The following is a 13,443-nucleotide window of genomic DNA, read 5'->3' on the forward strand; positions in this document are numbered from 1 at the left end:
CCACGCGCCATCCCGCCATTGCGGGCTCATGGACAACCACACTACGCCAGCTTAAAAAAGACGTCAACACTTCCGGACGTCTAAATGGCTTTGCTGTTGGATTGCCATTAATTTCCTTAAGGGTTAAAATCCGCGCTCACGGCTAAATGAGAACAGGTGAGTCATGGGAACAGAGTGGAACGGCGACTACGTCAGCCCCTACGCGGAACACGGTAAGAAGAGCGAACAGGTCAAGAAGATTACCGTCTCGATCCCGCTCAAGGTGTTGAAAGTGTTGACCGATGAGCGCACCCGCCGTCAGGTGAACAACCTGCGTCATGCGACCAACAGCGAGCTGCTCTGTGAAGCCTTCCTGCACGCTTTCACCGGCCAGCCGCTCCCTTGCGACGAAGATTTGCGCAAGGATCAACCGGACAGTGTCCCGGCCGAAGCGCGCGCCATCATGGAAGCGCTGGGCAAAGAGATCGAAGATTTCGACAAGGAATAACCCCCAATGACGCGGCCCTGGCCGCGTCATTGCTATCTGCCATGTCCCGCTTCAGCCTGCGCCACTATCACCACCACGTCTGCAGTCATAGCCACGACTTTGCCCAACTGGTGATCCCCCTCGATGGCCCCCTCGAGATCGAGGTGCAGGGCCGGGGGTGCAGGCTTGCCCCCGGTTCTGCCTGCGTCATCGCCCCCGGCGAGCGGCACGACTACGCTGCCGATCCCGCGCTTTCGTTTCTGGTGCAGGAGAGCGACTGGCTACCCGGGGATCTGGCGGCCTGCCCCTTTATCGAGCTGGATGAGCCCCAGCGCCACTACCTCGCGTTTCTGCACCGCATGGTGGCCGAGGGGCGGCAGGTGGCGGGCATGGAGCAGGTGTGGCTCTCCCTGCTGGCTGAAGGGCAGGGGATGCCGAGCGCAGCCATTCCACGCCTTGCCACCCGCATCCTCAAGGTGCAGCGCCATATCGAGGCCAACCTCGCCGCCCCGCTGACCAATCAGCAACTCGCCGCCATCGCCTGCCTTGGCCAGAGCCAGTTCAAGCTCGCCTTTCGCCAGCAGTTGGGGGTGAGCGTTTCCCACTACATTCGCAGTCGGCGCATGGCGTTAGCGCGCACCTTGCTTGCCGGTACGCAACTGCCCGTTGGGGAGATTGCCAGCCGCTGCGGTTACCAGAATCAGGGGGCGTTCAGCGAGCGCTTCCTGGCCGAGACCGGGCTCACACCGTCCCTCTGGCGCCAGCAAAACGGCCACCTGCCGCAACGAAACGGCTGATCGCCGAAGACGGGATGCTCTCTTTGGGCCATGCTGCGGGTCATGCAAGGTGCACGATAAACAGGAGCCGAAATGGAGACGATTAGCTGGCAGGATTTCGAGATGGTGGAGCTCCGGGTGGGCACCCTGGTGCGGGTCGAGCCGTTCCCCGAGGCACGTAAACCGGCCTACAAGGTGTGGGCGGATTTTGGCCCTGAACTGGGGATTCGCAAGAGCAGTGCCCAGATCACCGCGCTCTACCAGCCAGAGCAGCTGGTGGGCCGCCAGATCATCGCCGTAGTCAACTTCCCGACCAAGCAGATCGGCCCGTTTCAGTCGGAGTTTCTGCTGACCGGTTTCTATCGGTCGGATGGCGCCGTAGTGATGGCTATTCCCGAGCGGGCGGTGGAGAACGGCGCCAAGCTGGGCTGAGTTCATACCCGAACAGAGACAAGAGAGGCGACCCCGGGGTCGCCTCTCTTTTTTGTTTTCTGCTGCGAGTCGTTACTTCAACAGGCTGAAGATCAGCGCCGATACCGCCAGCGAACCGGTCAGCAGGATAAAGCCGTTGGTCCAGCCGTGACGGAAGCGGGCCAGCGCCTCCACCTTGTAGATGGCTATCACCGGCATGATAAACAGGATCATGGCGATCACCGGGCCGGAGAGGGTCTCCATCAGCCCCAGAATACCCGGGTTGATGACGGCGGCGCCCCAGATGGCGAAGAACATCAGGGCGATGCCGACCTTGTCCGCCTTGGCCAGCGGCAGGCCGGTGGGCTTGGCGATCAGGCTTTTCAGGCTTTCGCGGGCACCGAGGAAGTGACCGAGGAAGGAGGAGCTGATGGCGATAAAGGCGATGAGCGGCCCCAGAGTCACGATCACCGGGTTGTCGGTGATGTTGGCGAGATAGGAGAGCACAGATACGTTCTGGGCCTTGGCTTCAGCCAGCTGGGCTGGCGAGAGGCTCAGCACGCAGGAGAAGACGAAGAACAGCACGAAGCCCACCAGCATTACTGTGGTGTTGCGCAGGATCAGGCCGCTCTTGGCTTCTGCCTGTTCGCCATATTCACGACGCTGCACGTTGGCAAAGCCGGAGATGGCGGCGGCGTGGCTGAAGGCGAACACGGTGACCGGCAGCGCCAGCCAGACGGTGTTGAGGAAGCTGACTCCTTCAAACGCGGTCACTTCCGGCCATTGCCACTGGGGTATGAGGTAGCAAGAGAGGGCCGCCAGAATGGCCGCCAGCGGATAGACCATAAAGGCGAAGGCGCGCAGCATCGCTTTCTCACCCGCCAGCATCACGGCGATCATGGCGAATACCAGCACGCCGGAGAGCATCACCCGATCCGGGGTTGCCATGCCGAGCTGGTTGACCATAAAGCTCTCCACCGTGTTGGTCAGCCCGACCCCGTAGATGAGCAGGATCGGGAAGATGGAGAGGAAGTAGAGCGCCGAGATGAGGCGACCGGCCATCTTGCCGAAGTGCTCCTCCGCCACTTCAGTGAAGTCGGCATGGGGGCGTGAAGAGGAGAGCACGAAGCGCGCCAGCCCGCGATGAGCGAGGAAGGTCATGGGGCCTGCCAGTACCGCGACGATGACGAGAGGCCAGATCCCGCCCAGGCCCAGATTGATGGGCAGGAACAGGATACCGGCGCCAACGGCGGTGCCAAACAGGCTGATGACCCAGTGGGTGTCGTGACGGCGCCAGCGAGTGGTGCTGGACGTGGTGGAGCAGGAACCGGATAGCTCCTTGGTAGCCTCTACAGATAAACTCATTACTAATTCACTTTTTGTTAGTGTTTTAATCTGAGTTCATTGTGGTTTATCGGGATTTAATTCTCAAAAAGCGAGACTGAAACATATCACTGCCATTGCGGGGTTTAGCCAGCGAGATTGGGAATGGAATCTGGTTCATAGAATGGAACAAAACTGATATTGGTGATTTTTGTGAAATATAAAACCAAAATTTAATCTACTATCATTTTTTTATTTTGGCTAATCAGGCGTTTTCAGAATTACGTGAAAAATCGCACCATTTCTCGCCGACCGATTGTGATGTTTCACTATCATTTTGCCGCTTTGCCAGCGCATCACGCTGTGCAAGCGCGCCTTGACCAGCGGATCACACCGGCCATCACCCGGGGCAACTTCCCTGAAAAAGCAGGCGGCCATCGGGCCGCCTGCTTGTCTGGTGTGATGATATCGCTACTCGTCTAGTGGGCCAGAATGTTGCCCCAGGCGAGATCCGGATCCCCCATCACGATAAAGTCAGGGTTCTCCAGCGACTCGGTTTCGTTGTAACTGAGTGGCTGCAACGCCAGGCTGAGGATACGGCCACCGGCTGCCTCGACGATGCACTGGGCGGCGGCGGTGTCCCACTCGCCGGTGGGGCCGAGCCGCACGTAGCAATCGGCTGCCCCTTCCGCCACCAGACAGGATTTGAGGGAGCTGGAACCAAGCGGGATCAGCTCGTAGTTGATGGCCGGGTTGAGGCGGCGGGTGAGATTTTCCAGCTTCTGGCGGCGGCTGATGGCGACCACCAGCGAGTCGGGCTGGTCATGCTCGTGATGCATGGCGCTGATGGGCAGTACCTCGCCATTCACCTCCTTGAAGGCGCCGTAGCCGCGCACCGCCCAGTAGAGCACGTTGGACTCGGGGGCGTAGATGACCCCGAGCACCGGCACATTGTCCCGCACCAGGGCGATCAGGGTGGCAAAGTCGCCGCTGCCCGCGATAAATTCGCCGGTACCGTCGAGGGGATCCACCAGCCAGTACTGCCGCCAGTTGGATCGCTGGCTGAAGGGGATGTCGGCTGCCTCTTCGGTCAGCACCGGCACATGGGGGGTGAGCGCCGACAGCGCCTGTTTGAGGTAGGCATCGGCAGCAAGATCGGCACTGGTGACCGGGGTCGCATCCTCCTTCAGCTGACGCTCGAACTGACCGCCTTGATAGATGTCGTGAAGGATCCTTCCGGCTTCGCGGGCGATCTCCTTGACCCCCGGCACCCAGGCCAACAACTCCTGCATCTCGTTATCCTCTGTCTGTTAACTGCCCGTCTGCGGGCTACTCTGCCTGCTCCGCCAGCCACTTCTGGGCCAAGAGCAGGGCACTGATGCTGCGCGACTCGGTGAAGTCGGGTCGTGCCAGCAATTCGTCGATCCGGTTGAGGGGCCAGGGGATCACCTCGAGGGGCTCCGGCTCGTCGCCGATCCGCTGCTCGGGGAAGAGGTCCCGCGCCAGCAGGATATCCATCCGGCTGGAGAAGTAACCGGGGGCCAGCGACACCTGCTTGAGCAGGGTCAGGTTGTTGGCACCAAAGCCCGCCTCTTCCATCAGCTCCCGGTTGCCCGCCTCGAAGGCATCTTCGCCCGGGTCGATCAGCCCCTTGGGAAAGCCCAGCTCGTAGGAGTGAGTGCCCGCAGCGTATTCGCGCACCAGCAGCAAGGTGTGGGCGTCGAACAGCGGTACCACCATGACGGCGCCCCGGTTGCCACCGCGCATCCGCTCGTAAACCCGCTCTTCGCCGTTGGAGAATTTGAGGTGCAGGGACTCCACCTTGAACAGTCGGCTCTCGGCTACTATTTCGGCCTTGAGGATCTCCGGTTTGCACTTGGGGTGATCCAGTTGGTCGGCAGAGATTTGCTCGGGTTTGCTCTTGTGGGGGTCGCTCATCGGACGCTGGCTGCTCGTTAAAAAATAGTGCTTCAAGAGTAAACGACTCTCACACCGAACACCACGGGCCAGGGAGGGCAAAGGGGGAGGGAAAATCCGCTATACTGCCGCTCCATTTCTTCCGCGACACCGAGATCAAGAGACCCGATGCCACACTCCCGCTCTACCACCTTACCCTGGCACCAGATAGATACCGTCTTGCTCGATATGGATGGCACCCTGATCGACCTCCATTTTGACAACCACCTCTGGCAACAGCTGGTGCCAGAGCGTTATGCCGAGCTGCTTGGTCTGCCGCTGGATGAGGCAAAGGCGCAGATCGAGGTGCACTATCAGGCGGTCAACGGCACCCTCAACTGGTACTGCATGGATTACTGGAGCGAGACCCTGGGGCTCGATATTCGCGCCCTCAAGCAGGAGCTGCTGGCGAAGATCCAGTGGCGTCCTCACGCCATCCCCTTTCTGGCCGAACTGCGTGCCGCGGGCAAGCAGCTGGTGCTCTTTACCAACGCCCACCCCGCCAGCCTGTCGGTGAAGGATGCGCAGCTTGGCCTTGCCGACCATCTGGATTTGATGGTGAGTACCCACGAGCTGGGCTGGTCGAAGGAGAGCCAGCACTGCTGGCAGGCGCTGGCACAGCGGCTGGCGTTCGATCCGGCCCGCACCCTGTTTGTGGATGACAGCGAGCGGATCCTGCGGGCTGCCGCCGACTACGGTATCGGCTATCAGCTGGCGATCCAGAATCCGGACAGCTGCAAGCCGGAGCAGAGCATCACCGCTTTTTCGGCGATCCGCGATTATGCGGAGTTGCTGCCGCTGGCAATCTGAATTTGCTGAAACAAGAGAGGGCTGCATCATGCAGCCCTCTTTCTTTGATTTGAATTTTGGTTATCTGACGCCTGATGGCGAAAAATCACAGCTCCCGAAACGGGCGCCGTTTCTCTTCCTCGATGACGATCGCCTCCAGATTGGCGATCCGCTCCTGCAGCTCCCGAATGACCAGATCCTGCTTGCCGAGGCGGTCGGTAATGCGGGCATCCCCCATCTGATAGCGAGCCCGTTTTCCGAGATATCCGAACAATACGCTGATAAATACGATCAGGACTATGCCTGTCCACATGGTCATGTCACGACTCCTTGTCGTTATCAATATGGTCATCATAAACGACGAAAACGCTGATGGGATCCGTTCTGTTTTCTCACAGCCGCCAATTGGCCGCAATGGGGCCCGTTTCGCCTTTGTGATGCAGTTGGCTATTACTGCCAGAGCGGGCGGCCAAGCCACCACCTTGTTACCCGGGTGGCTATTGCTGCCAGAGAGGGCGGCCAAGCCAGAGTCCCCACAGGGTCAGGTGCAGCAGCACGATAAACCAGAAGACCAGCCGGTAGCTGCGCTTCTGGGTCTTGTGGCGCAGCCACTGGCGGGCAACCAGCGCCCCCGGCCAGCCGCCGCACAGCTCCAGCAGATGGAGCCTCGATTCGGGAATGCGCCACTCACCCCGTACCGCCTGCCGCTTGTCCCAGGCGTAGGCGGCTACCGTGAGCAGGCTCATGGAGAGCAACACGGCCAGCGGCCACCACTGCTGGCCGTCGAGGCCGAGCCAGAGGGCGGCGCCCAGTGGCAGCAGTGCCAGCGCCATCACTGGGCCAGCTCCCAGCAGCGCTCCTCGTCCTGCTTGAGGGTGCGGATCACCTTGGCCGGATTGCCCACCGCCACCGAGTCGGCCGGGATGTCGCGGGTCACCACGGCGCCCGCGCCAATGATGGAGCGCGGCCCTATGGTGACGCCGGGGCAGATGATGGCACCGCCACCAATCCAGCAGTCGTCACCGATCCGCACCGGCTTGTTGTAGGCGGTCCAGTTGCGTCGTTCCAGATAGTTCATGGTGTGGGTGGCGGTGTAGATCTGCACGTTGGGGGCCAGCAGCACATGGCTGCCGATGTGCACTTCGCCCACGTCGAGAATGGTGACGTTGAAGTTGAAGAAGGTCTTCTCGCCGATATGAATGTTGCGGCCAAATTCGCAGGTAAACGGCGTGCTGATCCAGCAGGAGTCGGGGCAGTGGCCAAAGAGCTCGCGGCAGATCTGCTGGCGCAGAGGGCCATCGCCCGCCGATGAACCATTGAGCCGGGCCAGCAGCGCCTGACCGCGGATCCGGTCGTTGGCTATCTCCTCGCTCTGGCTATCCAGTGCCCCGCCTGCCAGTACCTTGTCCCAGTCGCTCGCCATTGCTTCCTCCCCATGCTGCAAGAGCAGGCAGTATACGTGACTGTCAGGGGCGCCGTCAGTCTGTCACTTATTGCAGGTGATCCCCGTCAACCTGCGGGCCAGACGAGGGGCAGGATCAGCAGGGCCGAGACGAAGTAGGGCAGCAGCACCCGCAGCCCCAGACTGCGACCGCCGATGGCAAGGGCCAGCAACCCCTTCACCAGCGAGTTGATCAAACCGGCGAGCAGGATGCCGCGGGCGGCCACCTCCAGCGCCAGCTCCTTGTGGGAGAGCTGGGAGAGCGACAAGGTGATGGCGTCCACGTCGGTGATCCCCGACACCAGCGCCAGCAGGTAGACCCCCGAGTTGCCCACCTTGCTCTGCAACAGGGTGGCCATAAAGCCGATCAGTGCCAGCAGCAGGCCGAACTTGATGGCGGTGGCCAGATCGAGCGGGTTGCTGGTTTCCGGCTGTACCGGGCCGTCAGTCAGCTCCTCGCGCTGGCGCCAGAACCAGAAGGCAAAGCCGTACACCGTGGTCGCCAGCAACACGAGCGGGGCGGCGAGGCGCATCGCCAGTTCGCTGTGAATGAGCAGTACCAGTACCAGCAGCCGCAGCCACATGGTGGCCCCCGCCAGCAGGATACCGGTGGCCAGCAGCCGCTCCAGCCCTCCTTGTTCCTTGTTGAGGCGAGCGAGCTGCAGGGTGAGGGCAGTGGAGGAGGCCAATCCCGCCAGTATGCTGGTGAGCACCAGTCCGGCGCGAGTACCGAGCAGGCGTACCGCGAAGTGGCCACAAAACGAGATGCCGGCGATCACCACCACCATCAGCCAGATCTTGAAGGGGTTGAAGGCATCGAGGGGCCCCATCTCCTCGTTGGGCAGTACCGGCAGCAGCACCAGCGAGATGAGCAGAAAGCGCAGGGTTGCGTGGAATTCGGTTTCGCTGAGAAACAGCATCCCCTGCTGGATCTTGCCCTTGAGCCCCATCAGCAGTGCCGCCAGCACGGCGCAGGCCACCGCCTCGCTCGGGCTCAGCAGTACCGACATCAGCCCCAACAGATAGGTGAGCAGCATGGCCACCGAGCTGGTGAGGCCGAACTCCCCTTGCCAGCGCTGGGCCAGCCAGACTGAGAGGCCACAGCCGGTCACCACCGCCAGCAGGCCGAGCAGTGGTAGCCAGGGGCCCAGAGTGGGCAGCAGCAAACCGCACACCCCGCCGAGCAGGCCGATAAGGCCGTAGGTACGCATCCCGGCGATGCGCTGGTTGTCCCCCAGCTGGCGCACCTGCCAGCCCCGCTCCAGTCCGATGATAAGGCCGATGGCCAGCGAGACCAGGGCACCGTTGACGGGTTCTGCATTGATCCACATAGCGACTTCCTTTTCGTCATCTGCCTGCCTTGTTCCCATGATGGCACAGCGAGCAAGGGGCCAGAGGGGCATGGCTCACAGAGTCTGCGTCCGGCTCCCGGTGCGGGTGGCTGAGTTGATATGAGCAAAAGAGATAAGCAAAGAGTTATTTCTTTCTTCTGGGCATAACAACTCCACGGCATGCTGTTCTCAACCCAACAAGATATGGAGTATCACCATGAAACTGCGAATGACCGCCCTGACCCTGCTCTCTCTGCTGGCATTTGGCCAGGCCAATGCCGCCGAGATCCGTCTGCTCAACGTCTCTTACGATCCGACCCGCGAGCTGTTTCAGGAGTACAACGCCGCCTTTGCCAAGGAGTGGAAGGCCAAAACTGGCGACGACGTGGTGGTGAGCCAGTCTCACGGTGGCTCCGGCAAGCAGGCCCGCGCTGTGGTGGATGGACTGGAGGCCGACGTGGTATCGCTGGCGCTGGCCTACGATGTCAACGCCATCGCCAAGGAGGGGCTGACCGCTGCCGACTGGCAGAGTCGCCTCGGCAACAACGCCTCGCCCTATACCTCCACCATTGTCTTCCTGGTGCGCAAGGGCAATCCCAAGCAGATCAAGGATTGGGATGATCTGGTGCGCAAGGATGTCGCCATCGTGACTCCCAACCCCAAGACCTCCGGCGGGGCACGCTGGAACTATCTGGCCGCCTGGGGCTATGCCCTGAAGAAGAGCGGCAGTGAAGAGGGGGCCAAGCAGTTTGTTGGCGATCTCTTCAAGAACGTGAAGGTGCTGGACTCAGGCGCCCGCGGTGCCACCACCAGCTTTACCGAGCGCGGTCTCGGTGACGTGCTGTTGGCGTGGGAGAACGAAGCCCTGCTGGTGCTTGGTCAGGCGGGTGCCAGCGACAAGTTCGAGCTGGTGGTGCCTTCGGTCTCCATTCTGGCGGAGCCGCCGGTCGCGGTGGTGGACAAGGTGGCCAAGAAGCACGGTACCGACGCGGTGGCCAAGGCCTATCTCGATTATCTCTACTCTGACGAGGGGCAACATATCGTCGCCAAACATCACTATCGCCCCAGCAACCCGGCGATCCTGAAGGAGACGGCAGCCCAGTTCCCGCAGCTTGCCTTCTTTACCGTCAAGGATCTGGAAGGGGATTGGGAGAAAGCCCAGAAGAAACACTTCGCCCAGGGCGGTCTGTTTGACCAGATCTATCAGCCGGGTCGTTGATAGCTTCGTTATCCATCACTGAACTGGCCCCTGTGCCAGCCGATAGGAGCACCAAGATGAACAAGATCCTCCTGGTTCCCGGTCTGCACAACAGTGGGCCGGATCACTGGCAGAGCCGCTGGCACGATCATTTTCCCCAATGGCAGCGGATGACCGGGCTACCGTGGGACAAGCCGGACCTCAGGGTCTGGAGTGCCAAGCTGGCGAGCAAGCTGAAGAGTCGCCGCAGCCGGGTTCATCTGGTGGCCCACTCTTTCGGCGCCCTGACCGCCATCGCGGCGGCCCGCTTACAGCCGGAGAAGGTGGCCTCGATCTTTCTGGTGGCGCCCGCCGATCCCGCCCGTTTTGGCATTGCGGATGAGGCCTTGGCCGGGCCGCTGCAGGTGTCGGCCCAGCTGGTGGCCAGCCGCAATGATCCCTGGATGAGCTTTGAACGGGCCGAATACTGGAGCCGTCAGTGGCAGGTGCCGCTGTTCGATGCCGGTGAGGCGGGCCATATCAATGCCCAGTCAGGTCATGGGGACTGGCATCAGGGGCTGCATTTGCTGGGGGCTCTCTATCGCCGTGGTGAGCTGGTGGTGGCTCCGGTCAAGGCCGCATCGCCCCGGCCGGTCGAACTGGGCTTTCGCTAGGTATCTGTGAAGTGGTTGGAGGGTTGGCGATCGCGCTGTTCGCTGGCTACTCCATGCCCCCGTTCTTTGAATGCTCCGCTCCGTATTGCTCCATTTCTTAGGTCTTTTATTTATATAAAAGACCTTTTTTTATTTGGAGTGCGCCAAGAGCCTTGTGACTCTGCGGTTAGACAAAAAAGTGATTAGCAAAGTCGCAATTGATGTTTGTTGCCGATGAGGGGAGTGCGCAGAATCACCATATCGAAAATTCTTCATAACAGATGGATGTGTTATGCGATTTGGTTCTTATTCTGTCCTGCCCGGTTTTGGCCCCACCCTGGGGTTCAGCCTGCTCTATCTGGGCCTGCTAGTGTTGTTGCCGCTCTCGGCCCTGGTACTGTTTGCGATCAACAACCTGACCGCCGCCGAGTTCTGGCAGGTGATCGGTTCACCCCGGGTGCTCGCCTCCTTTCGCCTGAGCTTCGGTGCGGCCTTTGTCGCGGCGCTGCTCAACAGCCTATTTGGCCTGATCCTGGCCTGGATCCTGGTGCGCTACACCTTCCCCGGTCGTCGTCTGGTGGATGCGCTGATCGACCTGCCATTCGCCATGCCGACCGCCGTTTCCGGCATCGCCCTGTGCGCCATCTTCGCCCCCAACGGCTGGATCGGCCAGTTGCTGGCGCCGCTCGGCATTCAGCTCGCCTACAACCCTATCGGGGTGGTCATCGCACTCACCTTTATCGGATTGCCGTTTGTGGTGCGTACCCTGCAGCCGGTGCTGCGGGAGGCTGAAACCGAGCAAGAGGAGGCGGCCGCCAGCCTCGGCGCCGATCGCTGGCAGACCTTTCAGCGGGTGCTCTGGCCGACCCTGGTGCCTGCCCTGCTCACCGGTTTTGCGCTGGCGTTTGCCCGTGGGGTGGGGGAGTACGGCTCCGTCATCTTCATCGCCGGCAACCTGCCGATGGTCTCTGAAATCGCACCGCTGATGATCATGAGCCATCTGGAGGAGTACGACTATGCCGGCGCCTCTGCCATTGCCGTGGTGATGCTGCTGATCTCATACATTTTGTTACTGCTAATCAACAAGTTGCAGGCCTGGAGCTGGTCTCGTATCGGAGGGAGCCGGATATGAACGCATCGACACTCGCCCTTGAAGTCGCCCCTGTGGAGGTTGCTCCCGTGCGCAAGGCTCCGACCGTGATCCGCGAGCCCCAGTGGGTCAAATGGCTGCTCATCACGGTGGGTCTCGGCTGGTTTGCCGCCCTGTTGCTGCTGCCGTTGGCCACCGTCTTTATTCAGGCGCTGAGCCCCGGGCTGGTCTTCTTCTGGCACGCCATCAGCGAGCCGGATGCCCTGAGCGCCCTCGGTCTGACCGCGCTGGTGACGCTCTGCGCCGTTCCCCTCAATCTGCTGTTCGGGATCGCGGCGGCCTGGGCCATCGCCCGCTTTCGCTTCCCCGGTCGGCAGCTGCTCATCACCATCATCGATCTGCCCTTCTCGGTGTCGCCGGTGATCGCCGGTCTGATGCTGGTGTTGATGTTCGGCAGCCGCGGCTGGTTCGGTGACTGGCTGAGCGAACATGACATCAAGATCATCTTCGCCACCCCGGGGATCATCCTGGCCACCACCTTCATTACTGTGCCCTTCGTGGTGCGCGAGCTGTTGCCCCAGATGGAGGCGCGTGGCCCGGAAGAGGAAGAGGCGGCCATCATGCTGGGGGCGAGCGGTCTGCAGATGTTCTGGCGCGTCACCCTGCCCGGCATTCGCTGGAGCCTGATGTACGGTCTGCTGCTCTGTACCGCCCGTGCGGTCGGGGAGTTTGGCGCGGTGTCGGTGGTTTCCGGTCATATTCGCGGCCAGACCAATACCCTGCCGCTGCATATCGAGATCCTCTACAACGAGTACCAGACCGGCGCCGCCTTTGCAGTGGCAAGCCTCTTGGCTCTGTTCGGGATCTTCACCCTGCTGGGGGAAACCCTGTTGGCCCGGCTGCGTGCCCAGCCCACCAAATCTCACTGATCACCGTTTTAAAGAGGCAGCCATGAGCATTCAGGTTCAACAACTCAACAAGCATTTCAATCAGTACGCGGCGCTGGCAGACATCAACCTCGACTTTCACGACGGTGAGCTGGTGGCGCTGCTCGGCCCCTCCGGTTGCGGCAAGACCACCCTGCTGCGGATCATCGCCGGGCTGGAGCAGGCCGACAGTGGCAGCGTCATCATCCGTGGCGAGGATGCCTCGGATCTGCATGTGCGCGAGCGCAATGTCGGCTTCGTGTTCCAGCACTATGCCCTGTTTCGCCATATGACAGTCTTCGAGAACGTGGCGTTTGGCCTTAGGGTCAAGCCGCGCAGTGAGCGCCCGGCTGAGGTGGCCATTCGTGCCCGGGTCAAGGAGCTGCTGGATCTGGTGCAGCTCAGCCACGTGGCTGAGCGCTACCCGACCCAGCTCTCCGGCGGCCAGCGTCAGCGGGTCGCGCTGGCCCGCGCGCTGGCGGTGCAGCCCAAGGTACTGCTCTTGGACGAGCCCTTCGGCGCCCTCGATGCGCAGGTGCGCAAGGAGCTGCGCCGCTGGTTGCGCGAGCTGCACGACGAGCTGCATGTCACCAGCCTGTTCGTCACCCACGATCAGGAGGAGGCGCTGGAGGTAGCGGATCGGGTGGTGCTGATGAATGCCGGACGGGTCGAGCAGATCGGCACCCCGGCCGAGGTCTACGACCAGCCCGCCAGCTCCTTCGTCCACAGTTTCCTCGGCAGTGTGAATCAGTTCCGCGGTCGGGTGGCGGAGCAGGGATTCGGCATCGGCGAGCAGCTGCTCGGCGGGCCGTCGGCTTCTCATCTGGCTCACGGCAGTGCCGCCATCGCCTATGTCCGTCCCCATGAGCTGGAGATCTTGCCAGCCGATGCGCCGGGCGGGATCCGTGCCACCATCACCCGTCTGCTGCCCATGGGGCCACGCATTCGGGTGGAGCTGCGTGGCGATGGCGAGACCAAAGGGGCCCACTACGAGGCGGAGCTGAGCAAGGAGGCGGCCAAGCAGTTTGCTCCGGGACAGGGGGTACGGCTGGTGGCCAGGCAGGCGCAGTTCTATCCCGATTACCAGATTTGATGTTTTGTTGC

General features: G+C 61.6%; 16 protein-coding genes. 9 read left to right on the forward strand and 7 right to left on the reverse strand.

Annotated features, from left to right (window positions below):
* Positions 1-163 precede the first annotated feature (163 nt).
* The 3 genes from metJ to AB5Y73_RS18865 all read left to right on the forward strand — a co-directional run bounded on the left by metJ (position 164) and on the right by AB5Y73_RS18865 (position 1,674).
* Positions 164-487, forward strand: coding sequence for a met regulon transcriptional regulator MetJ (gene metJ / locus AB5Y73_RS18855; RefSeq protein WP_005340251.1), 324 nt, complete (start codon positions 164-166; stop codon positions 485-487).
* 41 nt (positions 488-528) lie between these two features.
* Positions 529-1,263, forward strand: a complete 735-nt coding sequence (locus AB5Y73_RS18860; protein WP_181497625.1) for an AraC family transcriptional regulator — start codon at positions 529-531, stop codon at positions 1,261-1,263.
* A gap of 72 nt (positions 1,264-1,335) precedes the next feature.
* A complete protein-coding gene (locus tag AB5Y73_RS18865; RefSeq protein WP_181497624.1) occupies positions 1,336-1,674 on the forward strand; it encodes a tRNA-binding protein in 339 nt (112 codons plus the stop codon).
* Positions 1,675-1,746: 72 nt separating this feature from the next.
* On the opposite strand, the gene AB5Y73_RS18870 is transcribed toward AB5Y73_RS18865, so the two are convergent.
* The 3 genes from AB5Y73_RS18870 to nudE form a co-directional block, all read right to left on the reverse strand.
* Positions 1,747-3,018 carry an aromatic amino acid transport family protein gene (locus tag AB5Y73_RS18870; protein WP_181497623.1) on the reverse strand — a complete coding sequence of 424 codons (1,272 nt, stop codon included), beginning with the start codon at positions 3,016-3,018 and terminating at the stop codon, positions 1,747-1,749.
* 437 nt (positions 3,019-3,455) lie between these two features.
* Positions 3,456-4,268, reverse strand: a complete 813-nt coding sequence (cysQ, locus tag AB5Y73_RS18875; protein WP_181497622.1) for a 3'(2'),5'-bisphosphate nucleotidase CysQ — start codon at positions 4,266-4,268, stop codon at positions 3,456-3,458.
* Between the two features lie 37 nt (positions 4,269-4,305).
* Positions 4,306-4,914: an ADP compounds hydrolase NudE gene (nudE, locus tag AB5Y73_RS18880; protein ID WP_042024122.1), complete on the reverse strand. Its 609-nt coding sequence runs from the start codon at positions 4,912-4,914 to the stop codon at positions 4,306-4,308.
* A gap of 147 nt (positions 4,915-5,061) precedes the next feature.
* Between nudE and yrfG the strand changes: the two genes are divergently transcribed.
* A complete protein-coding gene (gene yrfG / locus AB5Y73_RS18885) occupies positions 5,062-5,742 on the forward strand; it encodes a GMP/IMP nucleotidase (protein ID WP_181497621.1) in 681 nt (226 codons plus the stop codon).
* Between the two features lie 85 nt (positions 5,743-5,827).
* On the opposite strand, the gene AB5Y73_RS18890 is transcribed toward yrfG, so the two are convergent.
* The 4 genes from AB5Y73_RS18890 to AB5Y73_RS18905 all read right to left on the reverse strand — a co-directional run bounded on the left by AB5Y73_RS18890 (position 5,828) and on the right by AB5Y73_RS18905 (position 8,493).
* The gene (locus AB5Y73_RS18890; protein ID WP_111805991.1) at positions 5,828-6,040 is read right to left on the reverse strand and encodes a hypothetical protein; all 213 of its coding nucleotides are present in this window, start codon (positions 6,038-6,040) and stop codon (positions 5,828-5,830) included.
* A 178-nt stretch (positions 6,041-6,218) separates the two neighbouring features.
* Entirely contained in the window at positions 6,219-6,557 is a 339-nt protein-coding gene (locus AB5Y73_RS18895) for a DUF1294 domain-containing protein (protein WP_139741525.1), read from the reverse strand.
* Complete coding sequence (locus AB5Y73_RS18900; RefSeq protein WP_058058571.1) at positions 6,554-7,144, reverse strand: sugar O-acetyltransferase; 591 nt, start codon at positions 7,142-7,144, stop codon at positions 6,554-6,556. Before AB5Y73_RS18900 ends, AB5Y73_RS18895 begins: the two co-directional genes overlap by 4 nt.
* Before the next feature lie 86 nt (positions 7,145-7,230).
* Positions 7,231-8,493 carry a DUF4010 domain-containing protein gene (locus AB5Y73_RS18905; RefSeq protein WP_181497620.1) on the reverse strand — a complete coding sequence of 421 codons (1,263 nt, stop codon included), beginning with the start codon at positions 8,491-8,493 and terminating at the stop codon, positions 7,231-7,233.
* A 217-nt stretch (positions 8,494-8,710) separates the two neighbouring features.
* Here AB5Y73_RS18905 and AB5Y73_RS18910 point away from each other — a divergent pair, with 217 nt between their 5' ends.
* The 5 genes from AB5Y73_RS18910 to AB5Y73_RS18930 all read left to right on the forward strand — a co-directional run bounded on the left by AB5Y73_RS18910 (position 8,711) and on the right by AB5Y73_RS18930 (position 13,432).
* On the forward strand, positions 8,711-9,712 hold the full coding sequence (locus AB5Y73_RS18910) for a sulfate ABC transporter substrate-binding protein (RefSeq protein WP_167558228.1): 1,002 nt from the start codon (positions 8,711-8,713) through the stop codon (positions 9,710-9,712).
* 56 nt (positions 9,713-9,768) lie between these two features.
* Positions 9,769-10,344, forward strand: a complete 576-nt coding sequence (locus AB5Y73_RS18915) for an alpha/beta hydrolase (RefSeq protein ID WP_181497619.1) — start codon at positions 9,769-9,771, stop codon at positions 10,342-10,344.
* A 271-nt stretch (positions 10,345-10,615) separates the two neighbouring features.
* Complete coding sequence (cysT, locus tag AB5Y73_RS18920; RefSeq protein WP_279499326.1) at positions 10,616-11,455, forward strand: sulfate ABC transporter permease subunit CysT; 840 nt, start codon at positions 10,616-10,618, stop codon at positions 11,453-11,455.
* Complete coding sequence (gene cysW / locus AB5Y73_RS18925; RefSeq protein WP_041209036.1) at positions 11,452-12,342, forward strand: sulfate ABC transporter permease subunit CysW; 891 nt, start codon at positions 11,452-11,454, stop codon at positions 12,340-12,342. The genes cysT and cysW overlap by 4 nt, the downstream gene beginning before the upstream one ends.
* Positions 12,343-12,364: 22 nt before the next feature.
* Complete coding sequence (locus tag AB5Y73_RS18930; protein ID WP_181497617.1) at positions 12,365-13,432, forward strand: sulfate/molybdate ABC transporter ATP-binding protein; 1,068 nt, start codon at positions 12,365-12,367, stop codon at positions 13,430-13,432.
* The last annotated feature ends 11 nt before the right edge of the window (positions 13,433-13,443 follow it).

The organism is Aeromonas sp. s7(2024) (genome assembly GCF_040907825.1).
Classification (GTDB): Bacteria; Pseudomonadota; Gammaproteobacteria; order Enterobacterales; family Aeromonadaceae; genus Aeromonas; species Aeromonas veronii.